The 25,204-nt window shown below is 71.5% G+C and carries 23 protein-coding genes and 1 pseudogene; 15 read left to right on the top strand and 9 right to left on the bottom strand.

Annotation, left to right across the window (positions count from 1 at the left end; translation table 11 throughout):
- Positions 1-298: 298 nt before the first annotated feature.
- Positions 299-1,222, bottom strand: coding sequence for an SDR family NAD(P)-dependent oxidoreductase (locus AAFF41_RS03505; RefSeq protein ID WP_319753095.1), 924 nt, complete (start codon positions 1,220-1,222; stop codon positions 299-301).
- A gap of 132 nt (positions 1,223-1,354) precedes the next feature.
- Between AAFF41_RS03505 and AAFF41_RS03500 the strand changes: the two genes are divergently transcribed.
- Positions 1,355-2,242, top strand: coding sequence for a helix-turn-helix domain-containing protein (locus AAFF41_RS03500; RefSeq protein ID WP_319753094.1), 888 nt, complete (start codon positions 1,355-1,357; stop codon positions 2,240-2,242).
- Positions 2,243-2,361: 119 nt separating this feature from the next.
- On the opposite strand, the gene msrA is transcribed toward AAFF41_RS03500, so the two are convergent.
- Complete coding sequence (gene msrA / locus AAFF41_RS03495) at positions 2,362-2,874, bottom strand: peptide-methionine (S)-S-oxide reductase MsrA (RefSeq protein ID WP_319753093.1); 513 nt, start codon at positions 2,872-2,874, stop codon at positions 2,362-2,364.
- Positions 2,875-3,231: 357 nt separating this feature from the next.
- Here msrA and AAFF41_RS03490 point away from each other — a divergent pair, with 357 nt between their 5' ends.
- The 12 genes from AAFF41_RS03490 to AAFF41_RS03435 all read left to right on the top strand — a co-directional run bounded on the left by AAFF41_RS03490 (position 3,232) and on the right by AAFF41_RS03435 (position 16,890).
- On the top strand, positions 3,232-5,343 hold the full coding sequence (locus AAFF41_RS03490; protein WP_319753092.1) for a DUF8189 domain-containing protein: 2,112 nt from the start codon (positions 3,232-3,234) through the stop codon (positions 5,341-5,343).
- 187 nt (positions 5,344-5,530) lie between these two features.
- Positions 5,531-6,823 carry an ABC transporter substrate-binding protein gene (locus AAFF41_RS03485; protein WP_343323434.1) on the top strand — a complete coding sequence of 431 codons (1,293 nt, stop codon included), beginning with the start codon at positions 5,531-5,533 and terminating at the stop codon, positions 6,821-6,823.
- 44 nt (positions 6,824-6,867) lie between these two features.
- The gene (locus tag AAFF41_RS03480) at positions 6,868-7,725 is read left to right on the top strand and encodes a carbohydrate ABC transporter permease (protein ID WP_319753090.1); all 858 of its coding nucleotides are present in this window, start codon (positions 6,868-6,870) and stop codon (positions 7,723-7,725) included.
- Positions 7,722-8,645: a carbohydrate ABC transporter permease gene (locus AAFF41_RS03475; protein ID WP_319753089.1), complete on the top strand. Its 924-nt coding sequence runs from the start codon at positions 7,722-7,724 to the stop codon at positions 8,643-8,645. The genes AAFF41_RS03480 and AAFF41_RS03475 overlap by 4 nt, the downstream gene beginning before the upstream one ends.
- On the top strand, positions 8,642-10,753 hold the full coding sequence (locus AAFF41_RS03470) for an alpha-galactosidase (protein WP_343323433.1): 2,112 nt from the start codon (positions 8,642-8,644) through the stop codon (positions 10,751-10,753). Before AAFF41_RS03475 ends, AAFF41_RS03470 begins: the two co-directional genes overlap by 4 nt.
- Positions 10,754-10,829: 76 nt before the next feature.
- Positions 10,830-11,588: an SDR family NAD(P)-dependent oxidoreductase gene (locus tag AAFF41_RS03465; RefSeq protein ID WP_181647587.1), complete on the top strand. Its 759-nt coding sequence runs from the start codon at positions 10,830-10,832 to the stop codon at positions 11,586-11,588.
- A gap of 49 nt (positions 11,589-11,637) precedes the next feature.
- Complete coding sequence (locus AAFF41_RS03460; RefSeq protein ID WP_319753087.1) at positions 11,638-12,399, top strand: FadR/GntR family transcriptional regulator; 762 nt, start codon at positions 11,638-11,640, stop codon at positions 12,397-12,399.
- Positions 12,396-13,541: a galactonate dehydratase gene (gene dgoD / locus AAFF41_RS03455; protein WP_319753086.1), complete on the top strand. Its 1,146-nt coding sequence runs from the start codon at positions 12,396-12,398 to the stop codon at positions 13,539-13,541. Before AAFF41_RS03460 ends, dgoD begins: the two co-directional genes overlap by 4 nt.
- A complete protein-coding gene (locus AAFF41_RS03450) occupies positions 13,535-14,332 on the top strand; it encodes a hypothetical protein (protein WP_319753085.1) in 798 nt (265 codons plus the stop codon). The genes dgoD and AAFF41_RS03450 overlap by 7 nt, the downstream gene beginning before the upstream one ends.
- 26 nt (positions 14,333-14,358) lie before the next feature.
- On the top strand, positions 14,359-14,994 hold the full coding sequence (locus AAFF41_RS03445) for a bifunctional 4-hydroxy-2-oxoglutarate aldolase/2-dehydro-3-deoxy-phosphogluconate aldolase (RefSeq protein WP_319753084.1): 636 nt from the start codon (positions 14,359-14,361) through the stop codon (positions 14,992-14,994).
- Positions 14,991-15,896 (top strand): SMP-30/gluconolactonase/LRE family protein, encoded by a 906-nt coding sequence (locus AAFF41_RS03440; RefSeq protein ID WP_319753083.1) that lies wholly within the window; start codon positions 14,991-14,993, stop codon positions 15,894-15,896. The genes AAFF41_RS03445 and AAFF41_RS03440 overlap by 4 nt, the downstream gene beginning before the upstream one ends.
- Positions 15,897-15,906: 10 nt before the next feature.
- Positions 15,907-16,890 (top strand): sugar kinase, encoded by a 984-nt coding sequence (locus AAFF41_RS03435; RefSeq protein WP_319753082.1) that lies wholly within the window; start codon positions 15,907-15,909, stop codon positions 16,888-16,890.
- Here AAFF41_RS03435 and AAFF41_RS03430 read toward each other — a convergent pair.
- From AAFF41_RS03430 to AAFF41_RS03420, 3 genes are all read right to left on the bottom strand, one after another.
- Positions 16,880-17,986 (bottom strand): low temperature requirement protein A, encoded by a 1,107-nt coding sequence (locus AAFF41_RS03430; RefSeq protein ID WP_343323432.1) that lies wholly within the window; start codon positions 17,984-17,986, stop codon positions 16,880-16,882. The genes AAFF41_RS03435 and AAFF41_RS03430 overlap by 11 nt on opposite strands.
- A 101-nt stretch (positions 17,987-18,087) precedes the next feature.
- On the bottom strand, positions 18,088-19,044 hold the full coding sequence (locus AAFF41_RS03425) for an SDR family NAD(P)-dependent oxidoreductase (RefSeq protein ID WP_343323431.1): 957 nt from the start codon (positions 19,042-19,044) through the stop codon (positions 18,088-18,090).
- 76 nt (positions 19,045-19,120) lie between these two features.
- Positions 19,121-19,267, bottom strand: coding sequence for a hypothetical protein (locus AAFF41_RS03420; RefSeq protein ID WP_319753123.1), 147 nt, complete (start codon positions 19,265-19,267; stop codon positions 19,121-19,123).
- Here AAFF41_RS03420 and AAFF41_RS03415 point away from each other — a divergent pair.
- Positions 19,203-19,457 (top strand): annotated as a pseudogene (locus AAFF41_RS03415) (zinc ribbon domain-containing protein); the annotation flags it as partial. The gene AAFF41_RS03420 and the pseudogene AAFF41_RS03415 sit on opposite strands and share 65 nt — an antisense overlap.
- A 732-nt stretch (positions 19,458-20,189) precedes the next feature.
- Here AAFF41_RS03415 and AAFF41_RS03410 read toward each other — a convergent pair.
- The 4 genes from AAFF41_RS03410 to AAFF41_RS03395 all read right to left on the bottom strand — a co-directional run bounded on the left by AAFF41_RS03410 (position 20,190) and on the right by AAFF41_RS03395 (position 23,852).
- Positions 20,190-20,687: a winged helix-turn-helix transcriptional regulator gene (locus tag AAFF41_RS03410; RefSeq protein ID WP_054228522.1), complete on the bottom strand. Its 498-nt coding sequence runs from the start codon at positions 20,685-20,687 to the stop codon at positions 20,190-20,192.
- A gap of 290 nt (positions 20,688-20,977) precedes the next feature.
- Complete coding sequence (locus AAFF41_RS03405; protein ID WP_319753079.1) at positions 20,978-22,039, bottom strand: LLM class flavin-dependent oxidoreductase; 1,062 nt, start codon at positions 22,037-22,039, stop codon at positions 20,978-20,980.
- Positions 22,039-22,563, bottom strand: coding sequence for an SRPBCC family protein (locus tag AAFF41_RS03400; RefSeq protein WP_319753078.1), 525 nt, complete (start codon positions 22,561-22,563; stop codon positions 22,039-22,041). Before AAFF41_RS03400 ends, AAFF41_RS03405 begins: the two co-directional genes overlap by 1 nt.
- A 182-nt stretch (positions 22,564-22,745) precedes the next feature.
- Entirely contained in the window at positions 22,746-23,852 is a 1,107-nt protein-coding gene (locus AAFF41_RS03395; RefSeq protein WP_319753077.1) for an acyl-CoA dehydrogenase family protein, read from the bottom strand.
- Between the two features lie 78 nt (positions 23,853-23,930).
- Between AAFF41_RS03395 and AAFF41_RS03390 the strand changes: the two genes are divergently transcribed.
- Positions 23,931-25,193 carry an acyl-CoA dehydrogenase family protein gene (locus tag AAFF41_RS03390; RefSeq protein WP_343326241.1) on the top strand — a complete coding sequence of 421 codons (1,263 nt, stop codon included), beginning with the start codon at positions 23,931-23,933 and terminating at the stop codon, positions 25,191-25,193.
- The last annotated feature ends 11 nt before the right edge of the window (positions 25,194-25,204 follow it).

Here is a 25,204-nt window from a genome sequence, read left to right as displayed (position 1 = left end):
TCCAGACGGCGCAGGTCGCTCAGCAGGTCACGGGAGCCCTCCGGGCACTTGATCGCGCAGCGCTGCCGCCGCTGCTGGTGTCGATCACGACGATCAGCGCGGGGAGGTTCAGGCCGACCTGCCCTGCCAGACTGAGGACCACCTCCTGGATGTTCCTCATGCCCCGCGCCGACCGGGCCCCTCAGTGTGACGGTGTCGCTGAGCGGTCTGTGGCTGTCCAGAACATCCAGGCTTCTGCCATGGGGCCGGCGCGGTCACCAGGACCGATGAAACCGACCCTGATCGGGCTTGATGCCGGTCAGCGGACGATGTCGCTCGCCAGTTCCCACAGGCGCTCGGCGTTCGCCGGGTCCAGTGCGTAGGGGGCCACGCCGGGGACGCCCAGCCGGGTGGGCCGGGCGTGGACGAGAGGGGCCTCGTTGACGTCTTCGAAGTAGCGGCCGCCGATGCCTGCGACGAGCGGGGAGGCGGCGAGGAACACGGTGGTCGCGGCGCCCTGCTCGATCGTCTTGCGGTAGGGCTCCGGGGTCCGCAGGCCCCCGGTGTGCCGCTGGAGGTTGGTGGCGATCGCACCGGGGTGCAGGGAGTTGGCCGTGATGCCGTCGCCCGACCAGCGGCGCTGCGCCTCGACGGCCAGGAGGATGGAGGCGGTCTTGGACTGGCCGTAGGCGACGAGCGCGTCGTACGGGCGGAAGCGGAAGGCGATGTCGTCGAAGACGATGGGAGAGAAGAGATGGCCGCTGGAGGAGACCGAGACCAGGCGCGCCCCGTCGCCGTCGGCGAGGGCCCGGTGCAGCCCCAGGGCCAGGGCGAAGTGGCCCAGGTAGTTGGTGGCGAACTGCTGCTCGTGGCCGCCGATGCCCCGCTCGAGGTCCGGAGGCATCATGATGCCGGCGTTGTTGATCAGGATGTGCAGCGGACCCTGCCAGCCGGCGGTGAACGCCCGCACCGATTCCAGGTCGGCCACGTCCAGACGGGCGACGTGGATCGCGTCGTTCCCGGTGGCCTTGCGCAGGTCGGCCGCGACCTGCTCGCCGGCTTGGGGACGGCGGACGGCGAGCGTGACCTCGGCGCCGTCGGCCGCCAGAGCGCGGGCGGTCTCGACTCCGATGCCCGAGCCCGCGCCCGTGACGATCGCCCGCCTGCCTGACAGGTCGACGCCTTCGATCACCTCCGAGGCGGTGCTGTCGCGGCCGAACAGGGTCGTGAAGAGCTGGGACATGTGATGCATTCCTCCGGTCGTTCGAACTGCGCCGACATACTGCGCCGAAGGCTGTGGGGCGAACCAGGACGGGGTGAGACTGGGACTGGCAGGGCCACCCATGAACCCGGAGCGCGTTCGTACGCTGGAAACATGACAGCCGCCGGAGACGCGAACCCACTGGGCCGGTATCTGCGCGCCCGCAGGGCACTGGTCCAGCCCGATGAGGTCTGGGATCAGGGCAACCGGCGTGTCCCGGGGATGCGCCGCGAGGAGGTCGCCTTCCTCGCGGGCATCAGCTCCGACTACTACAACCGCTTGGAGCAGGGCCGCGACAGAAACCCCTCGGAGCAGGTCCTGCGCAGCATCGCCCGCGCCCTGCGACTGGACGAGGAGGCGACGACGTACCTGCTGGAGATCGCCCCACGCAAGAGTCCGCGGCGCAAGCGGCCCCGAAGGCCGGAGCAGGTCGGTGACGGCCTGCGCACGCTCATCGACTCCTGGTCACTCACCCCTGCATACATCCACGGCACATACATGGACGTCCTGGCCGCCAACAGCCTCGCCATCGCGCTCTCACCGTTCAACGCGCCGGGGCGCAACGGCATTCTGGCCGCGTTCCTGGAGCCGGAGATGCGGGAACTCCATCAGGACTGGGAAGACATGACCGCCCGGGTCGTCCCGTACCTGCGCTCGGTCGTCGGCGCGGACATCGAAGATCCGCGCCTCGTCGAGATCGTCGGAGAGCTCTCCCTGCGCAGTGAGCGCTTCCGCACGCTCTGGGCCCGGCAGGACGTCAAGCACAAGACGACCGGCACCAGCTTGCTTCGTCACCCCGAGGCCGGCCCTATGGAACTGCACTACGAGAAGCTGCTGGTCCCGGGCACCGGCGGGCAGACGCTGGTCACCTACCACGCGCAGCCGGGCAGCGCCTCCGAAGAACGCCTGCGTCTGCTCGCCAGCATGCACGCCCCCGACCACGTGGTCGGTAGACGGCCGGCCGGCGACCAGACCGGAACGCCAGGACACACCATGCCTTGACGTGCTTCCCGGACATCGGCGACCGGTCCGGTCGCCGACGCACTCGCCGTTCTTCCTCACGCCGGATGAGCCGGCCGCCGCCTCACACGGTCGGCTCTCAGCGTCACTCCTCCGCCCCGTCAGCCCTCCGTACGGGCGGGCAGCCGCCATCCCGGACGCGGGAAGTGGCAGGTGTAGCCATCGGGGTAACGCTCCAGGTAGTCCTGGTGCTCGGGCTCGGCCTCCCAGAAGGGGCCGACCGGCTCGACCTCGGTGACGACCTTGCCCGGCCACAGTCCGGAGGCGTCCACGTCCGCGATGGTGTCCTCCGCGATCCGCTTCTGCTCGTCGTCCACGTAGTAGATCGCCGAGCGGTAGCTGAGACCGATGTCGTTGCCTTGACGGTTCTTGGTGCTCGGGTCGTGGATCTGGAAGAAGAACTCCAAGATCGTGCGGAAGTCGGTCTTCTCGGGGTCGAAGAGGATCTCAATGGCCTCCGCGTGGGTGCCGTGGTTGCGGTACGTCGCGTTCGGCACGTCACCCCCGGTGTATCCGACCCGGGTCGCTGTCACGCCCGGGAGCCGCCGGATCAGGTCCTCCATCCCCCAGAAGCATCCGCCCGCCAGTACGGCCCTCTGCGTCTGCGCTGCCATGTCGGCCCCTCCAATGTCTGTCGCCTCGGTCACTCGGGCTGCTCGGCTCGCCCACCGGCGGCATCCCATGCCCTCTGGCTTCATCAGCGCGTGAGGGTTCCAAACAATTCCGCGCCCGCCCACCCCGCCGGCGATCAACCGGGCGTGGGGCACCGCCGCGGCCTGCGGAAACCGTCCGGGGGCGGTGCCTACGTCACCGCGGGATCCCGTTTTTAAGTTAATTAGCAATTAATATTGACAGGCCTGAGGGGCCTGGGCACAGTTTCCGCCGTGGCACCGACGCCCAGGCACGACCGGAGCGGGGTGCCCCGTACCCCCAACTCTCGGGAGAATTCAGTGGCTTCGCATCGTGCAGGGATGGCACGACCGCGGCGGACCGCGGTGGTGCTCGGTGCCGTGGTGCTGGTCGGGTCGGCGGTTCCGGCGGCACACGCCGCGGACGACCAGGGCGCGCCGCAGTACTACGACAGCGGTCTCGCCTCCACGCCGTACATGGGATGGAACACCTACTACGGGCTCGGCGCCCCGACGGAGGACCAGGTCAGGAAGGTCGCCGATCACCTCGTCAGCAGCGGGCTGCGCGACAGCGGTTACAACATTGTCTGGCTGGACGGTGGTTGGCAGGCTGACCAGCCGCGCGATCCGCAGACCGGCCGGCTCGTGGCCAACCCGACCCGGTTTCCCTCCGGCATCCCCGCGCTGGTGACGTACCTTCACAAGCGGGGCCTCAAGGTCGGCATCTACACCGACGCGGGTGAGTACGACGGCGGGAAGTGGTGCGGCCTGGGCAGTCGCGGTCACTACGCGCAGGACGCCCGCCAGTTCGCCGGGTGGAAGGTCGACGCCATCAAGGTGGACTTCCTGTGTGGCATCGGCGCGGGGCTGGATCCGGGCCCGGCCTTCAAGGAGTTCAGCGACGCCGTCGCCAAGTCCGGACGGAAGATGCTGCTCAATCTGTGCAACCCGCTCACCGACGACTGGGGCATGCCGCACACCCCGGAACAGGACGCGCACAATACCTTCGTCTACGGTCCGACGGCAGCCGACTCCTGGCGCACCGGCACCGACATCGCCTGGGGCACTCCGACCGCGGGGGAGTGGCCGAACATCCTGCGCAACATGGATGCCAACGCCTGGCATCCCGAGGCCCAGGGGCCCGGGCACTGGAACGACCCGGACTACCTGATCCCGATGCGCAAGCTCGCCGAGGGTGGCTACGAGCTGACGGAGGAGGAGTCCACCACTCAGTTCGTGATGTGGGCCGAGATGGCCTCGCCGCTCGTGCTCGGCAGTGACCCGCGCACCCTGGCGCAGTCGATGATCGACACCCTGCGCAACCCCGAGATCATCGCCGTCGACCAGGACCCGCTGGGCATCCAGGGCGCCCGCGTGGCGACCGACTCGGTCGGGGACGTCTACAGCAAGGTGCTGCAGGGCGCGGGCAAGCGGGCGGTCGTCCTGCTCAACCGTTCCGATCGGGCGCAGGACCGCACGGTGACCTTCGCGGACGCCGGCCTCGCGGGCAAGGTCGCGGTGCGTGACCTGCGGGCCCGTGCCTCGCGTGGCACCTTCACCGGCTCGTACACGGTGCGCGTCCCCGCCCACGGCACGGCCTTCCTCAAGCTGACCGGCACCGACGAGGCCCCCGGCACGCAGCTTCCCGGGCGCTCGTCGGCGAGCCCGGCCCTGGTGCGCGACGGTGACACGCTCACTGTCTTCACCCGCGGCACGGACGGCGCGCTGCGCGCGCAGACCGCGCACGGTGGTGACTGGGCCACGTCCCGGACCACCGATCTGGGTGGCCCGACGCGCGGCCGCATCCTGGGTCAGCCCGCGGCGTACGCCTCGGCCGGGGGACGGATCGACGTCTTCGTGCGCGGCGCCGACGACACCGCCTACCTGCGCGTGTACGCGAAAGGGCACTGGGGGCGCTGGCAGAACCTCGGCGGGACGCTGACGGACGCGCCGACCGCGGCCTTCGCGGGACCGGACGACTGGACCCTGTTCGTGCGCGGTGCGGACGGCAACGTGTGGTCGCGTGGCCCGGCCTCCGGCTGGACCTCGCTCGGCGCTCCGCAGGGCCGGCCGTTCTACGGACGACCGTCGGCCGTCGTCGACGACGCCGGACGGCTGCACGTGGCCGTGCGCACCCCCGACGACTCGGTGTGGTCACGTACCCGCGACACCTCCGGCACCTGGTCGGACTGGACGGCCCTCGGCGGCACGACCAGTGGCAGCCCGACGTTGGTGGCCTCCGGCGGCACCGTCCACCTGTACGCGCGGGCCGGCGACTACACGCTCTGGACGCGCAGTTGGACCGCCGACGGCGACTGGGCCGGCTGGAGCAAGGACACCGACTTCGTCAGCGGTGCCTTCGACGGCGCGCTCGGTGCCGTAGCCGGGCCGGACGGCGGCGTACTGGCCGCCTACCGCGGGGTGGACGGCCGCGTCCACCAGACCGAGCTCTGAGCTCCGCGCGCTCGCTTCGATGTGCCTCCGGGCCTTGTTTCGGTCCGGAGGCACACCCTCCGAGAAATAAATTAGTAATTAATCTTGACGATGCCCGGACCCCTGCGACAGGCTGTGCCTGCTGCAGGCAGAGCCGGGCCGTCAGGGGGCCTCAGCTCCGTTCCGTGGGCACTTAGGGAGTACATAGATGACCGCCTTCAACGCCAACCGCCGCAGATTCCTCGTAGGAGCCGGCGCAGTCGGTGCCGGAGCGCTGCTCAGCAGCTGCGTCACCCAGAGCCCGTCCGCCTCCGGAGGAAAGTCCGGCGGCCCGGTGACCCTGCAGTCCAACCTCTCCTCCCCGCAGGCCAAGACCGCGATGCAGGCGGTCGTCGCCGCCTTCGACAAGCGCGGCGGCGCCGGGGCGCAGCTCAACACCGTCGCGTCCGAGACCTTCCGCACCCAGCTGCCGACCTACCTCACGTCGGTCAACCCGCCGGACGCCTACACCTGGTACCCCGGCTCCGTGGCCGAGTCGTACGCGAAGAAGGACCTGCTCCTCGGTCTCGACGACGTATGGGAGAAGCCCGAACTCGCCGGCTACTCCGACGCGCTGAAGAAACTGTGCACCTCGGCCTCCAGCGGCAAGAAGGTCTTCGTGCCCACCAGCTACTACTGGTGGGGCGTGTTCTACCGGAAGTCGAACTTCGCCAAGTGGGGCGTCAAGGAGCCCAAGACCTGGGACGAGTTCCTCGGCCTGTGCGACAAGCTCAAGAGCAAGGGCGTCGCCCCGATCGGCCTCGGCGCCGGCGGTGACACCCCCTGGGTCGCCTCCACCTGGTTCGATTACCTCGACATCCGCGTCAACGGCGCCGCGTACCACCGCGAACTCCTGGCGGGCAAGCACCGCTTCGACGACCCCGAGGTGCGCAAGGTCTTCGACAAGTGGGACGAGGCCCGCCCGTTCTTCGACCCCAACGGCACGGCCATCCCCTTCCAGGACGCCACCACCGCCCTCCTCCAGGGCCGCACCGGCATGATGCTCATCGGTACCTTCTTCGCCGACGCCGCACCCAAGGACGCCCTGGACGACCTGGACTTCTTCCAGTTCCCCATCATCGACCCGAAGGTGCCGGTCGCCGAGGAGGCGCCCACGGACGGCTACTTCGCCAGCGCCCGCACCAAGCGCGCCGACGGCGTCAAGGAACTGCTGCGCTACCTGGCCTCCGCCGAGGCGCAGGAGCTGTACCTCAAGAACTCCTCCGGCACCGCGCTGCCCACGCACCCGGACGCCAAGGACGCCGGCACGCCGCTCGTCCTCAAGGGCCGCAAACTCATCGAGAGCGCCACCGACGTGACGCAGTTCTTCAACCGGGACTCCAGCGACGCGCTCCAGCCGACCGCCGACACGGCGCTCGTGCACTACCTGGCCAAGCCCAAGGAGATCGGCTCCATCCTCACCACCTGGCAGCGCAGCGCACAGAAGATCTGGAGCCAGTGACAATGGCTTTGATCGGCTCCACACGACGGTCCAGGGCCACGCGGGTGCCCCCGGTGGTCCTGGCCTTCGTCCTCGTCCCGCTGCTCGTCGAGGCGTTCTGGGTCTTCTGGCCGGCCCTCCAGGGCTTCTACCTGTCCCTGACCTCTTGGGACGGTCTGTCGGCCCCGAAGTTCGTCGGCCTCGGCAACTTCAGCGAGATGGTGCACGACGAGGTCTTCCGCACCGCTGCGATCAACACGGTGCTGTGGCTGCTGCTCTTCGGCGGGCTGTCCGCCGCCCTCGGGCTCGGTGCCGCGCTGCTGCTCCAGCAGGACCGGCGCGGCATCGGGTTCTACCGGGCGGCGCTCTTCCTGCCGGTGGTCTTCTCACTGGTCGCGACCGCGCTCGTGTGGCAGGCCATGTACCAGCCGGACGGCCTGATCAACAACGTGCTGGGAGCCATCGGCCTGGGTGGCTGGAAGCACGCGTGGCTCGCCGACCAGGACACCGCCTTCTACGCGGTGATCGTGCCCGCGCTGTGGCGCCAGGTCGGCTACGTGATGGTGCTGTACCTGGCCGGCCTCAAGGGCATCGACCCCGTGCTGTACGAGGCGGCGAAGGTCGACGGCGCCACCCGCCTGCAGCAGTTCCGGCACATCACCCTGCCGCAGCTGCGCAGCGTCAACGCGGTCGTCCTTTCGGTGATCGTCATCGACTCGCTGCGCTCGTTCGACGTGGTGTGGGCGCTCACCCGCGGCGGCCCGTACCACTCCTCCGAACTGCTGAGCACCTACATGTACTCCACCGCGTTCCAGTCGCTGCGTCTGGGATACGGCTCCGCACTCGCCGTCGTCATCTTCGTGCTGGCCTTCGGCGTCATCGCGAGCTACCTCGTGCGTGCCTTCCGGGAGGCCGACTCATGACCGCCACCCACGCCACCACGGACCTCAAGGACGCCGAGGGCCCGGCGGGCCGGGCCGGCCCCGCCAAGGTCGTGGCGCCCCACCGCCCCGCCCCGAGCGGCCGCGCCCTGCGCACCGCCGGCTTCCACCTCTCCGCGGGCCTGCTGTCCGCGCTGTGGCTGCTGCCGATCGCCCTCGTCCTGGTCACCAGCACCCGGACGTTCGACGACATCGCCGCGCACGGCGTCGGCAGCCGGCCGCACTCGTTCACCTTCGACAGCTTCCGGCAGGCGTGGGTGGACGGCGGCCAGCAGCGCGCCCTCATCAACAGCATGCTGGTCACCATCCCCACCGTGCTGCTCTCGCTCGGCCTCGCCTCCATGGCGGCCTTCGCGCTCAGCCGCTACGACCTGCCCTTCCGGCGCGTCCTGCTGCTGCTCATGCTCGGCGGCAACCTGCTGCCCCCGCAGATCCTGCTGATCCCGGTCTCCAAGCTCAGCGAACTGCTCGGCATCTACGACCAGTTGTACGCCCTGATCGGCGTGCAGGTCGGCTTCGGCGTCGGCTTCTACGTCTTCGTCCTGCACGGCTTCATGCGCGCGATCCCCGGCGAGATCCAGCAGGCCGCCGTCATCGACGGCGCGAACCCGTGGCAGATCTACTGGCGGGTCATCCTGCCGCTGGCCCGCCCGGCGCTGGCCGCGCTGACCGCCCTGTCGTTCACCTGGATCTTCAACGACCTGTTGTGGGCCATCACGGTGCTGCGCACCGACACCCAGATGCCCATCACCGCCTCCCTCATCGGGCTGCAGGGCCAGTACGTGTCCATGTGGAACGTGATCGCGGCCGGCTCGGTGATCGCCGCCGCCCCGACGGTGGCCGTCTTCCTCCGCTTCCAGCGCCACTTCGTGGCCGGACTGAACCTCGGAGCCGTCAAGTGACCGTGCACGACCGGTGGCTGCTGCGCACCGACACCACCACCTACGCGGTCACCCTCGGCGGCGACGACCGCTGGGCCGAACTCGCCGCCTGGGGCCCGCACGGTGTCGAGGACGGGCCGTCGCCCATGGACTGGTCGCGGCGCACCCACTTCGTCGTCCCCGCCGATGCCGCGCCGGCCGAGTACATCCCGTACGGACTGCGGCCGTTCACCGGCGCCGACCTGGTCGCCTCCCGCCCCGGCGGCGACCGCGGCAGCTGGTGGCGATTCACCGGCGCCACGCAGGACGGCGACCGGGCGCTGCGCCTGGAGTTCGCCGACGACGTCCTCGGGCTGCGCACGACGCTCCGGTACGAGACGGTGCCCGGCACGGACGTCGTGCTGCGCTGGACGGAGCTGACCTGCACCGGCGAGACCGAGGTACGCCTGGAGCGCTTCGACTCCGCCGCCGTCAATGTGCCCGTCCAGGGCGGCGCGCGGCTGACGTACCTGGCCGGACAGTGGTCGCAGGAGTTCCAGCTGAAGCACGTGGAGCTGGAGCGCGGCCGCTTCGAGATGGAGAGCACCCAGGGTTCGGCCGGGCACGCCTACCACCCCTGGCTCGCGGTCCAGGACGCCGCCGCCCCCGCCGAGGGCGCCACCCCCACGTACGGCATCGCCCTGGAGTGGTCCGGCAACTGGCGGATCACCGCCGACGCCGAGCCCGGCGGCGCCGTACGGGTACGTGCCGGGCGCGTACCCCACGAGGGCGCCGTCCGACTCGCCCCCGGCGCCACCCTCGTCGCACCCCGGCTGGCCTGCGCCTTCAGCCAGGACGGGCTCGACGGACTGGCCCGCGTCTGGCACCGCTACGAGCGACACCTCACCGGCGGGCGCATCCACCGGCCACGCAAGGTCCTCTACAACTCGTGGGAGGCGACCGGCTTCGACGTCGACGCCGCCGGGCAGCTGGAGCTCGCCAAAACGGCCGCGGACCTGGGCGCCGAACTCTTCGTCGTCGACGACGGCTGGTTCACCGGACGCTCCGACGACACCGGCGGTCTCGGCGACTGGGACCCGGACCCGGCCGAATTCCCCGGCGGGTTCGACCGGTTCGTCGAGGACGTCCGCGCCCTCGGCATGGACTTCGGCCTGTGGGTGGAGCCGGAGGGCATCAGCCCCCGCTCCAGACTCTACGCGGAGCACCCCGAGTGGGTGTACCGGATCGAGGGCCGACCCGCGACGCTCGTACGCAACCAGCTCCTGCTCGACCTCGGCCGCGAGGACGTCCAGGACTTCGTCATCGGCACGCTCGACCGGCTGCTCGGCTCGTACGCCATCAGCTACCTCAAGTGGGACATGAACCGGCCGCCCACCGAGCGCGGCCGCCCCGGCCACCCGGCCGGTCCCGACCCCGAGCGCCAGGACCTCGACGCCGCCCACGTCGCCGGCTACCTGCGCGTCCTGGACCATCTGCGCACCGCCCACCCGCACGTCACCGTCGAGGGCTGCGCCGGCGGCGGCGCCCGCGTCGAGCACGCCACCCTCGCCCGTACCGACGTGATGTGGCCCAGCGACAACACCGCGCCCATGGACCGGCTGCGCGTCCAGTACGGCTACCTCCACGCGCACGCCCCGCACACCATGAGCTCCTGGGTCACCGACGCCCCCGGCGTCTTCGACCCGCGCCCCCGCTCCCTCGCCTTCCGGTTCGTCAACTCCATCGCCGGAGTCCTGGGCATCGGCGCCGACATACGCCACTGGACGCCGCAGCAGCGCGCCGAGGCCACCGAGTGGATCGCCCGCTACAAGGAGATCCGCGACATCGTCCACCGCGGCGAGGTGAGCCTGCTCGGCAGCCCCGCCGACCCGACCTGCGGCATCCAGTACGAGGAACCGGGCGGCGCCCGTCTGGTGGTGACGGCCTGGAACACCGGCCCGCTCGACGGCGCGTCCCTGGTGCCCGGCCGGGCCGCCCGGCTCCGACTGCGCGGCCTGAGGCTGGACGCCGGCTACACCGACACCGCGACCGGCACCCGCTACAGCGGCGCGTACCTGCTCCACTCGGGGCTGCCGTTCGCCTGGACCACCGGACACGACGCGGAGCTGACCGTGCTGGCCCGGCAGTGACGACAACGGAAGAATTCGCACCGACTCTCGAACATCCGCACCCCACCTCCCTCTCGAACAGGAGACGACCCACCTCATGAACCCAGCCGCCCGCTTCACCAACCGCGTCGCCGTCGTCACCGGCGCCGCGTCGGGCATCGGCGCGGCCACCGCGGCACGCCTCGCCGCGGAGGGCGCGGCCGTCGTCCTGGTCGACATCGCCGCCGAACGCGGCGAGGAAGCCGCCGAGCGGCTGCGCAAGGACGGGGCCCGGACCCTCTTCGTCGCCGCCGACGTCGCGAGCGAGGACGACTGGCGGCGCGTGATCACCGCCGCCCACAGCTTCGGACCCGTGGGCGTCCTGGTCAGCAACGCGTACACAGTGGCGGTCGCACCGGCCCACGAGACCAGCCTCGCCTCCTGGGAACGGCAGCTCTCGGTCAACCTCACCGGCGCCTTCCTGGGAGTCAAGGCCACCCTGCCCGACCTGCGCGAACATCAGGGGGCCGTGGTGCTCGTCTCCTCCGTCCACGCACACCGGGGGATCCCCGGCCACCCGGCGTACGCGGCGAGCAAGGGAGCACTGCTGTCGCTGTGCGGTCAGCTCGCCGTCGAGTACGGCCCCGATGTTCGCGTCAACGCCGTGCTGCCGGGACCGATCCTGACCGCCGCCTGGGACCGGGTCCCGCAGGCCGAGCGCGAGCTCAGCGTCGCCGAGACCGCGGCCCGCCGCTTCGGCACCCCCGAGGAGGTCGCCGCCGCCGTCGCCTTCCTCGCCGCCGACGAGGCCTCCTACATCACCGGATCGAGCCTGCTCGTGGACGGCGGCTGGAGCGTCAGTAAGGCCTCCGCGTGACGGGACCGACCGCTCCAGCCACCGACCGACCAGCAAGAAAGGCAAACACATGACGCCATACGCGCGCCGCGGAGTGCACGGCCAGACCGTGGAGACCCTTGCCCGCCGGGTGCTCAGCGGCGAGATCCCCGAGGGAGCGACGCTCGACATGGCGGCCCTGCAGAGCGAACTGGACGTCAGCCTGACCGCCCTGCGCGAATCGCTCAAGGTGCTCGCGGCCAAGGGCATGGTCGACGCCCGGCAGAAGCGCGGCACGTTCGTGCGGCCCCGCTCCGACTGGAACCTGCTCGACGCCGACGTACTGCGCTGGCAGTTCTCCGAGAGCGACGGTACCGGCGCCGACCCCGCGCTGCTCCGCAACCTCGGCGAGGTCCGCGGCATCATCGAACCCGCCGCCGTGCGGCTGGCCGCGGCCCGCCGCACCGACGCCGACCTCGAGGCGTTGGAGGCGGCACTGACATCGATGGGCCGGGAGGGCGGCGCGAGCGACGCCGTCGAGGCCGACCTCGCCTTCCACCGGGCGCTGCTCGCGGCCACCCACAACGAACTGCTGGAACGCATGGAGATGGTCATCGAGTCGGGCCTGGCCCAGCGCGACCGGCTCGTGCACAGCGCCCCCCACAGCGAGGACCCGGTCCCCAGCCACCGAGCCGTCCTCGACGCCGTGCGCGCCCGGGACCCCGACGGTGCGGAACACGCCATGCGCGCCCTGCTCGACCAGGCGACGCGCGACCTCGACAAACTCAGCGGTCCGTCCACGCCCGAGGGCACGGACGGCTCCACCGACGAGAAGGACGGCCAGGCACAGTGAAGATCGCGCGCGTCGAGACCTTTCTCGTCCCGCCCCGGTGGCTGTTCTGCCGCATCGAGACCGACGACGGCGTCGTCGGCTGGGGCGAGCCGGTGGTGGAGGGCCGGGCCGAGGTGGTCCGGTCGGCCGTCGAGGTGCTGGCCGAGTACCTGGTGGGCCAGGACCCGCTGCGTATCCAGGACCACTGGCAGGTGCTGAGCAAGGGCGGCTTCTACCGGGGCGGCCCGATCCTCTCCAGCGCCGTCGCCGGCATCGACCAGGCCCTGTGGGACATCGCGGGCCGCGCCCTCGGGGTGCCGGTGCACACCCTGCTCGGCGGCCCGGTCCGCGACACGGTCCGGGTGTACGCATGGGTCGGCGGCGACGAACCCGCGCGGCTCAAGGAGGAGGTCACCGCCCAGGTGGAGGCCGGCTTCACCGCCGTCAAGATGAACGCCGCCGGGCGCACCCCGCCGATCGGCAGCCCCGCCGAGACGGCCGCCGTCGTCGAGCGCGTGGCGGCCGCCCGCGAGGCCCTGGGCCCGCACCGCGACGTCGCCGTCGACTTCCACGGCCGCTTCAGCGCCGCCAACGCGCGCCGCGTACTCCACGAGATGGCCCCGCTGCACCCGCTGTTCGTCGAGGAACCCGTCCTGCCCGAGCAGGCACACCTGCTGCCCGGCCTTGTCGCCGCCTCGTCCGTGCCGCTGGCCACCGGCGAACGGCTCTACGGACGGGCCGACTTCCTCCCGGTGCTGACCGCGGGCGTCGCCGTGGCCCAGCCCGATCTGTCGCACGCCGGAGGGATATCGGAGGTCACCCGGATCGCCTCGCTCGCCGAGACCTTCGGGGCCCACCTGGCGCCGCACTGCCCGCTCGGTCCCATCGCGCTGGCCGCCAGTCTCCAGGTCGCCTTCGCCACGCCCAACTTCCTGATCCAGGAACAGAGTCGGGGCATCCACTACAACAAGGACGCCGACCTGCTGTCCTACCTGGTCGACACCGAGCCCTTCCGCTTCGTCGACGGCCAGGCGCACCGCACCGGACTGCTCGGACTCGGCATCGCCGTCGACGAGAACGCGGTCCGCGCCGCCGACCGGTCAGGTCACGCCTGGCGCAACCCCGTCTGGCGGCACGTCGACGGCTCCTTCGCCGAATGGTGAGCGCCACGCGGTTGCCCGTCCGCGTCGCCACCGACCCGGACCACGGCGGACGCTGGACGTCGCTGACCGCCGGTGGCCGCGAGTGGCTGTGGCACCGCGACGAGCCCCGCCGCCGCGTGGTCCGGCCCGGTGACCCCTTCGCCGACGCCGGCGGCCTGGAGGAGTGCGTGCCCACCGTGCGCGGGCTGCCCGACCACGGGGACGCCTGGTCGCGGCCCTGGCGAAGGGCGGGGGAGGAGGACGTCGCGGAGTGCCCCGACTTCCGCCTGACCCGGCGCATCGGAGCGCGAGGGGACGCGGTCGTCGCCGACTACACGCTCGCCGCCGAGCCCGGCTACCGCTTCGTGTGGGCCGCCCACGCCCTGCTCGACCTCTCCCCGGCCGCCCGGATCGACGTCGTCGGACCGGCGGTGACCCGGCTCCACCCGGACGAGGGCGACCGTTGGCTCGCCGGCAACTGGCCCAGCGTCGACGGCGTACCGCTGGACCGACTCGGCCCGGACGACGGGAGCGCTGTCGGAGCGGTCGTCCTCACCTCCCGGGTGTCCGTGCACGACGGCGCCGACACGCTGAACCTGTCCGTCGAGGCCGACGGGCAGCCCGTCGCGGTCGCCCTCTGGCGCAACCTCGGCGGCTTCCCCCAAGGCGCGCCGTACCGCTCGATCGGCGTCGAGCCGATGCTCGGCCGCGTCTTCGACCGCGCCGCGGCGGACGACGGCGACACCGCCGTCGTGCCGCCGGCCGGTGAGGTCACCTGGCGGCTCACCGTCACCGCGACCCGACGCACCTGAACCACCGTCACCAGAAGGGATCTCGGATGAACCTGCTCGCCGCGTTGCGCGCCCACCGGCTGCTCGCCATCGTCCGCGGCAGCGACCCGGACGCCGCGCTGACCACCGTACTCACCCTCGCCGAGGAGGGCGTCACCCTCATCGAGGTCTCCCTCTCCGGGCGCGACGCGCTCGACGTCATCGCGCGGGCCCGCACGGCGCTCGGCCCCGACGCGACGCTCGGCGCCGGAACCGTGCTCAGCTCCGACGACGCCCGAGCCGCCCAGAAGGCCGGCGCCGCCTTCCTCGTCACCCCGGGGGTCAGCGACGGCATCGCCACCGGGCGGGAACTCGAACTCCCCGTGCTCGCCGGCGTGATGACGCCCACCGACATCCTCCAGGCACAGCGGCTCGGAGCCGACGCCCTCAAGCTCTTCCCCGCGGGCAGCGCCGGGGGCCCCGGCTATCTGCGGGACCTGCGCGGACCCTTCCCTGACCTGCCCTTCGTACCCGTCGGGGGAGTGGACGCGCCGGCGGCCGCCGACTACCTGCGCGAGGGAGCCACAGCCGTCGGCGTCGGATCGCCCCTGATCGGCGACGCCGCCGAGGGCGGCGACCTCACCGCCCTGCGTGAGCGCGCCCGCGCCTTCCTGGACGTCGTCCGCGCGGACGCCCGCCCGTGACCGCCCCCGCGGTCCTGGGGACCGACCGCCTCGAACTGGGTGAGGGCATCCGCTGGACGGACGGCCGCGCCGTGCTGACCGACATCCTCACCGGCCGACTGCTCGCGCTGCCCGACGGACCCGACGCGCCGCTCGCCCCGATCACCCGACTGCCCTGCCCGCTGGGCGCCGTGGCACCGGTGGAGGGGCACCCCGGCCACTGGATCGCGGCGGCGGGCCCCGGCATCTGCCGCATCGACCCCGCGGGCCGCGTCGACTGGATCGCGCGCCCCGAGGAGGGCGCACCCGTGCCGATGCGGATGAACGACGGCGTCGCCGACCCGCACGGCCGCTTCTGGGCGGGCAGCATGGCGTACGAGGCCACCCAGGACGCGGGCTCCCTCTACCGCCTGGACCGCGACGGCCGCGTCACCCGGGTCCTGCGGGACGTCACGATCCCCAACGGCCCGGCCTTCAGCGCCGACGGCACCGTCATGTACCTAGCCGACAGCGCCCGGGGCGTCATCCGCCGCTATCCGGTCGACCCCGTGAGCGGCGACCCGGGCACGCCCGAACCCTTCGTCACCCTCGGCTCCGGCAGCCCCGACGGTATGACCACCGACATCGAAGGCTGCCTGTGGACCGCCGTCTGGGGCAGCGGGCAGGTCCACCGCTATCGCCCCGACGGGGGCCTCGACCGGATCGTCGACCTGCCCGCCGGGCAGCCCGCGGGACTCTGCCTCGGTGGCCCCGACGGCCATACGCTCCTCGTCACCAGCGCGCACATCGGCCTGCCCGTCCCGGGCCCTCTCGACGGCGCCGTCTTCGCGCTCCGGGTCGATGTTCCCGGCGCCCCGGCCGCCCCGTACCGCCCCGCGGTCCCGTCCGCCCCGGCCCCGGCGGATCGCGCCGGCACTCTCTAGGAAGCCCACCATGAGTACCCACCGGCCACTGCGCCCCGGCCCCGTGGTCTGCGTCGGCGAGACCATGGCCGCCCTCGCCCCCGACCCCCTCGGGCCGTTGGACGGCGCCGACCTGCTGCGCGTCGACATCGCGGGCGCCGAGTCGAACGTCGCCCTCTACCTCGCCGACCACGGCATTCCCGCCCGCTGGGTCTCCGCGGTCGGCGACGACCCCTTCGGCCGCCGCATCCGCGCCCGGATCGCCGCGGGCGGCGTCGACGTGAGCGGCGTCCGCACCGACCCGCAGCGGCCCACCGGACTGCTGGTCAAGGACCCGGGCCCGGCCGGGCACGGCACCCGCGTCCACTACCACCGCGCCGGATCCGCCGCCTCGGCCCTCACCCCCGACGCGCTCGACGACCCGGCGGTGACGGGCGCCGCGCTCGTCCACCTCAGCGGCATCACTCCCGCCCTGTCGCCCGGCTGCCGCGGCCTCGTCGAACACGCGCTGCGCCCCGACCGCCCGTGGCCCGTCAGCTTCGACGTCAACCACCGCCCCGCGCTGTGGGACGGCCGCTCCGCCGCCGACGTGCTGCGCCGGCTCGCAGACCGGGCCGACATCGTGCTCGTCGGCCTCGACGAGGCCCAAGCCCTGTGGGGGGACGGGATCACCGACGCCGAACGGGTCCGTGAACTCCTGTCCGGCCCGCGCGTCCTCGTCGTGAAGGACGGGGACCGCGCCGCCACCGCCTTCGTGGGGGCAGCTGTCCACAGCGTGGCTGCCCTGACCGTGCGCGTCACCGAGCCGGTCGGCGCCGGAGACGCCTTCGCCGCCGGATTCCTGAGCGGCCTGCTACGGCACCTGCCCGTGGATCGCGCCCTGCGGCTGGGCCATCTGACCGCGGCCTCGGCCCTGCGGGTCGCCGCCGACCACGGCCCCCTGCCGGACCCCGCCCTCGTCGCGGCTCTCCTGGCTGCCGACGAGGAGACCTGGCGGGCCGCCGTCATCGACTGATCCCTCCGGAAAGGACCGTCCGGAGTGCTTCGAGTGCAGGCTCAGCGCCGGTTGTCTTCCTGACGAGGGGAGCCGGGCGTGCCGCACCGACTCCCACACACATGACGGCCACGACGACGCAGGTGCGGGCCGGCGGCCGGTAGAGCCCGCGGTCCACGTGCCAGACGCGCAGGGAGGCCGCGAGCACCATCGTCGCGCAGAGCACGACGGCCGCGCCCCCGCAGAGCACCCAGGCCGTGGCGGTGGGAGTCCGGCTGTCGTGGGCGTGCTCGACGAGATCGACCATCGCGGCGCCCATGACGGCCACCGCGGCCGTGAGCGGCATGTGAACCAGCATCCACTGCACGGTGCTTGCGCGGGTGGGCCTCGGCTGCCGGTGCCCGGCGAAGTCGAAGTACGTCCACCAGGCACCGAAGCCGATGACGACGGCGACGAGCCCGACGGCGAGGGTGAGTGCGTTGGTCGGCTCGTGGGCCAGTCCGTCGACGACGCGGGTCACGGTCTCGCCGAGCACGATGATGATGAACAGCCCGAACCGTTCGGTGAGCGCGTCGGTCACGCTGAGCGCGACCGCCTGCACCGGAGTGGCCGAACCGATCATGACCGCGAACCCCGTCAGGTACGCGACGGCCAGAAGACCCCACGTCAGTACGCGGACGTCCGCGGGGAGGGCGGCGCTCGCGCCCAGGACGACGGCGCAGGCTGCCGTCCCGGTCACGAACAACCTGCTGGGGCGGCGGAATTCGGGGCTGTCACCGCGTCCGGCGAGCAGCCACAGCACCGCCAGCACCGCGAACAGCACCCCCGCGGTCACGGCGAACGCGATCCCGCGTACGCCGCCTGCCTCGGGGATGAACGCGCCCGACGGGACGAGTACGAGGATCTGCAGCAGAAACACGCTCCGGCCGCGGGCATCCTCGTGGCCGTGCAGTTCGTGGTGGAGGGTGCCGTTGAACCAGGCGATCCACACCAGCGCGAACACCGCGGCGAACAGACCCAGACCGTGCCAGTCGAGGTCCCCGGCCAGGTGGTGGGCGGCCTGGGCGACCAGCACCACCACGACCAGGTCGTAGAACAGTTCCAGCGGGCCGACCACGCGCTCGCGCGGCTGCTCGCCATGGGCGCGCGGAGGCTGCCACAGTTGACGGCGCAGCCGGGTCCACTAGTGTCGTGAGGTCATGTCGGCAGCGTAGAGCTCTAGTGGACCAGGGCTTCGGACACGGACCACAGCCGGGCGGCGTTCTCCGGGTCCAGGGCGTACGGCGCGACGCCGGCGACGGCACCGGCTCGCTCGGCTACCGGCTCGGACTGCGCACAGTCCTCGAAGTAGCGGCCGGTGATGCCCTCCACCGACGGTGAGGCGGCCAACAGCACCGAGGTCGCGGCGCCCTGCTCCACGGTCTTCTGTGGTGGCAGTGCGAGTTCGCCCGAGGCGATGAAGTCGGCCACCTGCTGCATGTCCATGTGCCGGGCCAGCGACGTGTCGGCGATGTTCCCCGGCATCAGGGCGTTGGCGGTGATGCCGTCGTCGGCCCATCGCTCGGCGGCACCGACGGCGAACAGGACGTTGGCGGTCTGCGACTGCCCGTAGGAGGTCCAGGGGTCGTACGGCCGGAAGCGGTAGTCGAGGTCGTCGAAGACGACGGGGGAGAAGAGGTGGCCGATCGAGGCGACCGAGACGATCCGGGCGCCGTCCGCCGCCGCGAGCGCCGGGTGGAGGCCGACGGCGAGCGCGAAGTGGCCCAGGTGATTGACGGAGAACTGCAATTCCCGGCCGTCAGGCGTGCGGATGAGTTGCGGCGGGGCCATCACTCCGGCGTTGTTGACCAGGATGTGCAACGGGCCCGTCCAGTCGGCCACGAACGCGGCGATCGTCGACCGGTCGGCCAGGTCGAGCCGTCCCACTGTCAACTTCCCCGACGCGGAGGGGAGTTCAGCCTCCAGGCGCGCCACTGCACGGGCGCCCGCGTCGGTGTCCCGTACGGCCAGGGTGACGTCGGCGCCAGCCGAGGCGAGCGCCCGGGCCGTCTCCACCCTGATTCCGGAACTGGCTCCGGTCACCACGGCTCGGCGGCCGTGCAGGTCGACGCCATCGATTGTCTCGGCGGCGGTGGTGGTTGCCCCGAACATGTGGGGCTTCTGAGGCACTGACATGAGGTGAGACTCCTGATGTGAGTGAGGTGGGTTACTTGAGTGACGTGAGAGAACCGGGGGCCGTGATGTGTGCGGCTCAGTTGCCGATCGCGTTCGGCGCCTCGCCGACGGGAGCCCAGGCGTGCGCGTCGCCCACCGAAGTGACACGGCCGAACACGTCGTCCGTGAAGTGCCCGGCGGCGATCACGGTGTCCGGCCGCTGGAGCACGCGGTTGCGGGACACGATGCCGCTGCACGTCCGCACGTGGACGTGCGACTGTGGCGTGACCCACGACCGGGACGTGAACGCGGCGCACAACCTCCTGGCCGCCGGGCTGGCGGTGACAGTCTGTGGAGCTGGTGTAAGACCTCAACGGAGGACTCCGGACGGGCAGTCGGCAACGAAGCAGAAACCCTCACGGCGCGAGCCGTAAGAATCCCCTCCCTTCAGGAAGGGGAGAAGTCAAGTTCCGCTCCTTCAGATCGATTCGATCTCGATCGAGAATCCGATGGCGTCAGTACGTACGACGCTAGGTCGCAGCGGAGGCATCGCCACTGGGCGCGGAATACCACGTTTCTTACCGATTTGGTGCTCTCGTGACAATTTGCCCGGCGACCCCTGCGCGTCAGCCTTGCGGCACGGCACAGAAGATCTACGCCTCGGCGACCGCGCACGACCTCAGCGCAGCCGAGTCCGTGGCATACGGGTGCCGGCTGCACCGGATGACCGACTCCGCCACGGAGGCCAACCGCTTCGCCGCGAGTACGGCGTTGTGCGCGGCCAGGCTCAGGCCAGGGCTGAGGTGCCTCCGGTCGCCGACGGGCCGCCGTCGGTGACCGGCGAGGCCGTGCGGGGTGGGCAGCCCCGGTGACGCCGCATCGAACCGCAGCAAGGCAGGCAAGGACCCGGCAGAGCGGCCACCGAGCCCCGAAGTGACGTGCCGCTGTCTGTCGGAGCGGCTCGACGCCAGAAGTGATGGGGCCTGACCGCCGCCGCCGACGACGCAGCCGTGTGACCCGGTTCGTCGAGGCCTGCGTGACCGCGACCGTCGTTTGCCGGACCGCCCCCTGGACGACAGCCTCCGCCGTGAAAAGACGCGGTCCGCACGGGAACGCCCCCGGACGCGCCGCGACTGCCTCGGCGTCGTTGAGGGCCTGGGCCCCTCTCAGGCGGTGAAACGACTCTGGATGTCCGGGCGCTCGGCGAGGTGCTGGGGATAACCAGGGCCGAGGCGCGGGTGGGTGTCGTCGGCTGTCATCGGTTCCTTGCACGAGGCGCAAACGACCTCGGCGTCGCTCTGGTGACCGCAGCGGTCGTGGTGGAAGACCACCGGCGGTCCCTGCTCGCCGCTGAGCCAGCGGTTGCCCCAGGTGTTCATGGCGGCCAGCACGCCGAAGAAGTCGCGCCCCTTCTCCGTGAGCACGTAGTCGTAGCGCACCGGCTCGTGCTGGTAGGCCTTCTTCTCCATGAGGCCCTCATCGACCAGGCGACGGAGACGGTCGGTCAAGGTGTTGCGAGCGATGCCGAGCTCCTGCTGGAACGCGTCGAACCGTTTGATCCCGTAGAAGGCCTCCCGCAGGACCAGCGGCGTCCACCAGTCCCCGAGCATGTCCATGGTCCGCGCGACTGAGCACGGCCAGTTCGCGAAAGAGGTCCGCCTCATGGCCTCAGCATAGAGGTCTCACCATAGGACTCGGCATTTCAGACCGTGGATTCGCAAGCCGGGCGGTGGGTATCCGCAGGCGTGTTCGCCACCGCGGCGACACGCAACGGTGGTCGAGTACCAGATCGATGGCGACGCTTCCATCGGTCGACGTTCAGGCTGTCGGGACCCCGCTTGTCGAAGCCGAGCGGGGTCCCGCAGCTGAGTGCCACCTTGCCCGCGGATTGGGCGCGCAGCGACGCGACCGGCTCCGCATGACCGTCGTACGGCACTGCGAACAGCATTACGTTCTACCGGCCCGGCTCGCGTTCCATGGCGCGGACCAGGTCGAGGGCCCGGCCCAGGGTGGTGAGCCGGGCGTCCAGCGTCTCGCCGGCGGGGTAGAAGCGAACGGTGTCGACGCCGGCGTCGCGCCACACCCGCAGCCGGTCCCGCACCATGTCCTCGGTGCCGATGAGCGTGGTGCCCAGCACCATCTCGTCGGTGACCAGTTCGGCCGCGCCGTCCCGGTCGCCGGCCTGCCAGCGCTCGCGGACCTCGGCGGCGACGTCGGCCCAGCCCTGGCGGCTGTAGGCGTTGTTGTAGAAGTTGGTGCTCGCGGAGCCCATGCCGCCCAGGCTGAAGGCCAGTTCCTTCTTCCGGCCGGCCACCATCGTCCGCAGTGCGTCCTCGTCCTCGGCGAAGGCCACCTCGGCGCCCTGGCAGATGTCGAAGTCCGCGCGTGCGCGGCCGGAAGCGGCGAGGCCCGCGTCCAGGTGGTCGAAGTAGGCCCCTTTGGCGCCCTCGGGCACGAAGCTGGTGCCGAGCCAGCCGTCGGCGATCTCACCGGTCAGGTGCAGCATCCTGGGCGAGAGGGTCGCCAGGTAGATCGGGATGTCGTGCTCGGCGCGCATGGACAGGCGCATGGGCTTGGCATCCTTGCCGGGCAGCGGGATCCGGAACTCCCGCCCGGTGTGGAGGACCTTCTCGCCCGCGGCGGCCTGCCGCACGATCTCGACGGTCTCCCGCATCCGTGACAGCGGCCGGTCGAAGGGTACGCCGTGCAGTCCTTCGATCACCTGCGGGCCGGATGGGCCGAGTCCCAGCAGGAAGCGCCCCTGGGAGATCTGCGACAGGGTGATCGCCGCTCGGGCGATGGCCGTCGGCGTGCGGGTGGCGAGCTGGATGATCCCGGAGCCGAGCAGCATGCGCTCCGTCCGGGCGGCGAGATACCCCAGCGGCGACGGTGCCTCGGAACCCCACGCCTCCGCCACCCAGCAGATGTCCAGGCCCAGCTTCTCCGCCTCGATGACGAAGTCCACCGTCTCGGGCCAGCTGCCCCCGGATGCCTCGATCGTGGTCGACGTACGCATCACACACTCGCCTTTCCGGACTTCTCCGCAAGCTTCTTGATCGCCGTGAGAGTGACGCCGATGTTGGTCTCGAACTCCCGCATCCGCACGAAGACGATCTTCTGTTCCTTCTCCGGCATGCGGTCAATGGCGAACGAAAGACCGGAGCGGCCCGGTCCCAGCTGCATCCACTGCCGCAGCAGCGTCCCGCCGTCGTCGGGGTCGAGGGTGAATCGCCAGATCGCCGAAGGTTGCTCGGGGTCCTCAACCGCCCAGGCGAACACCCTGGGAGGCTCGTACTCCACCACGTGGGAGGTGGTGGCCCACTCACCCAGCGCCTCGTGGCTGCTCCGGCCCACGAAGCGCACCCCCGGCGCGGGCTGTGTCGCCCCGTCCAGCCACTCCACCGACTGCAACTCCGCACTCAGGCTCGGCATCAGCTCGATGTCGGTCACCAGCCCCCATACACGTTCCGGCGGGGCGGCGATCCAGATCGGCACCTCGACCGTCGGCTTGTCCGCGTAGCGCGCGCCTGTCCATTCCATGGCCCGGCGGCCTCCTCGTTCGGTAGTGAGGATCCCCGTAGAGTAGGGATCTGAACAGTCACGTTGTGTAGATGGACTTTGTGTCAGGTCGTGGGCTGCGGCGCCGGCGGGCAACTGGCGCAGCCCGCCAACCGCGCGGTCGCGGGCCGCTCGCCGCGATGTGACAGCCCGTAAGGCCGATGTCAGGACCCATGCGCCGATCCGAGTAGGCGCTCGGCGAGTACGTCGAGCCGGTGGGCCGGTGAGCCGAGTAGTGAGCGCCGCGCACGGGCGCGCCTGAGCAGTACGTGGGACCGGTGCTCCCAGGTGAAACCGACGCCACCATGGGTGTGCAGGGCGTCGGCCGTCACTGCCTCGACCGCGTCGGCCGCCGCCGCGAGCGCGGTACGAGCCGCCACGTCGGCGTCAGCACGCTTGCCGTCGAGGGAGTGGGCCGCCCCCCGGACGAGCATCCAGGCGGCGTCGAGCTGGACGGATCGGTCGGCGAGTACGTGCTTGATGGCCTGGAACGATCCGATCGGCCGCCCGAACTGCCGCCGCTGCCCGGCATACTCAACGGCGCCCTCCAGCGCGCGTCGCCCGGTGCCGATGAGCTCGGCCGCCAGCACGGTGAGCAGGCGGGCGGCCGTAGGTGCGCCGAGCGGCCCGAGCGGTAGGGCGGGCGCGCCGGTCAGCCGCAGGCTCGCCATCGGCTCGGTGACGTCCAGCGACTCCACGGAGGTCCGCGCGGTGGTCGGTTCGGCGAGCTCCACGAGGACCGGCCGCGCCGGGGCACTGCCCTCGTCGGCGAAAGCCAGCAACAGTTCGGCGTCGAGGCCGAACGGCACCGCTGCCAGCATGCCGTGCGCCGCCGAGCCGTTCAGCGTCAGTGAGCCCGCTCGCCGACCGGGCACCATGTCGGCAGGGAAGGTCTCCCAGGCCGGTACGGCGACGGTGGAGCCGCTCACGACGTCGGCCAGCGCGGCCCGCGTGGCGGGACTGTCGGCGTGCTCGGCCAGCACTGCGGCGACGGTCGCGGTGGCGGCGAACGGGAGGGTCGGCAGGGCCGCACCCACCCGCTCGGCCAGGACACACAGGTCCGCTACGCCGCCACCCGAGCCGCCCAGTCTCTCGGGCACGGCCAGGCCGAGCAGTCCGAGGTCGGCGAGTGAGGCCCACAGCTCACGGCTGAGGGTCTGGGGGATGGCTTCCCAAGGCGGAGGAAGGGTGTTCCTGCGGGCGTGGGCGGCGAGCAACCGCGATGCGGTCCGGCTCAGTTCGAGCTGTTCGTCGGTTGGCGCGAAGCGCATCGGGGGCCCTCCTCGCGTCGGGGAAATCCACGGCGCCCAGCATTGACTAGTGAGTCTATCTACGCAACTGTTCTGGTCATTCGCTTACCGAAGACGCCGGGAGGGTGTGGTGGAACCGCAGGCAGCGAGCGGGCGGAGCGCTTCCGCGCTTCGGTGCAGGCGTTCGTGGCGGACCTGGTCCCGCGGGACTGGCGGGGCATCGGCGCCCTCGACCCGATCGAGCGCGGGACGTTCCAGGAGAAGACGCGGACCGCGCTCGCCGAGCGCGGCTGGGTCGCCCCGGCATGGCCGCGGGAGTACGGCGGCGCCGGCCTCGGACCGGCGGAACTGGTCGTCGTCATCGAGGAGCTGACCGCAGCCGGCATTCCGTACGGCTCGGACAACGACGAGTTCGGCATCACCATGCTGGGCAACACCATGCTGCGCTGGAGCGACCCGAGCCTGTTGCGTCGGTTTCTGCCGAGGATTGTCTCCGGCGAGTACGTCTTCGCGCAGGGCTTCTCCGAGCCGGGCGCCGGCTCGGACCTGGCCTCGCTCTCCCCGCGGGCCGAACCGCACGGCGACCAGTGGGTACTGAACGGGCAGAAGCTGTGGTCCTCCGGCGCACACAAGGCGAACTGGACGTTCGTCCTGGCCCGGACCAATCCCGACGCCCCGGCGCACCGCGGCATCGGCATGCTCCTGGTCCCCTTGGACCAACCTGGTATCGACATCCGCCCGATCCGCAACCTCACCGGCGAGGCGGACTTCAACGAGGTCTTCTTCGACAACGCGACAACCGAACTCGGCCTGGTCGTGGGAGGGGTCGACCGCGGCTGGACGGTTGCGATGACGCTACTGGGCTTCGAGCGCGGCGCGACCGCGCTCAAGGCACCGATCCGCTTCCGCGACGAGCTGGACCGGCTGATCGAGCTGGTCCGGGAGCGCGGGCTGCACCGCGCCCCCGACATCCGCCGTCGGATCGCCTGGTGCCATGTCCAGGTCGAGCCACTGCGCTGCCACGGGCTGCGCGCCGCCGCCACACTGATCGCCGGAGAGGAGCCCGGCCCCGCCGCCGCGTTCAAGCTGCTCTGGAGCGAGTACCACCAGCGGGCCACCGAGCTGGCCGTGGACGTCCTCGGCCTGGACGCGCTGACCCCGACCGGGCGGTCCTCGCCGAACTGGTTCCACACCGACGACCCCGGTGCGCCGAACTCGTCCGCGTCCTGGACCAGCGTCTACCTCAACGCCCGCGCCGGCACGATCTACGCAGGCTCCTCCCAGATCCAACGCGGCATCGTCGGGGAGCTGGTGCTCGGTCTGCCGAAGGAGCCCCGACCCGCGCCCACTGCCGCACGCTGACTTCCGAGAGC

The sequence above is a fragment of the Streptomyces mirabilis genome (genome assembly GCF_039503195.1).
GTDB lineage: Bacteria > Actinomycetota > Actinomycetes > Streptomycetales > Streptomycetaceae > Streptomyces > Streptomyces mirabilis_D.
This window is presented reverse-complemented; position numbering and strand designations above follow the sequence as displayed.